1 protein-coding gene is annotated in these 540 nt (G+C 56.7%); it reads left to right on the top strand.

Annotated features, from left to right (window positions below; all coding sequences use genetic code 11):
* Positions 1-102: 102 nt before the first annotated feature.
* Positions 103-540, top strand: a 438-nt coding sequence (locus AAC083_RS23285) for a TonB-dependent receptor plug domain-containing protein (protein WP_258224747.1), incomplete at its 3' end; no start/stop codon positions are given.

Below are 540 nucleotides of genomic sequence, written 5' to 3'. Positions count from 1 at the left end.
CCTCAATTGACGTCCACATCGAAAGCTTGATAAGCCTTACGCATCGCTCCAACGAGGGCGGTATGGAAGCAAACAAAAAAACAACCAGGAAGGATATAAGCGATGCTTAGGAAAAGCAGACTCTCTGCTGCCGTTGCGTTTGCCTTGGCGAGCGCGGCAGTGGTAGCCACCCCCGCTATGGCCGAAGAAGGCCAAAACGTTGAAAAACTGCAGAAAATCAAGGTGACCGGCTCCCGCATCTCCCGTGTCGATGTGGAAGGCGCCACCCCGGTTATCGCCATCAGCAGAGCCAGGATCGAGCAATCCGGTCAGCAGACAGTGGCTGACTACCTGAAACAAGCCTCCTTCAACTCCTTTGGTGGTTTATCCCCCGCATCTGGTAACTCCGCTCAATCCCAGTCGACCGTTGGTCTGCGTGGTCTGGGCTCAGAGCGCACTCTGGTGCTGCTCAATGGCAAGCGGGTCGCGGGCTCCCCTTCCATAGGTGGCAGCGCCATCAACCTGAACACCATTCCCATGGCGGCCGTTGAACGGGTGGAA

This window comes from Aeromonas sp. HMWF014, assembly GCF_963878295.1.
Lineage (GTDB): Bacteria > Pseudomonadota > Gammaproteobacteria > Enterobacterales > Aeromonadaceae > Aeromonas > Aeromonas popoffii.
This window is presented reverse-complemented; position numbering and strand designations above follow the sequence as displayed.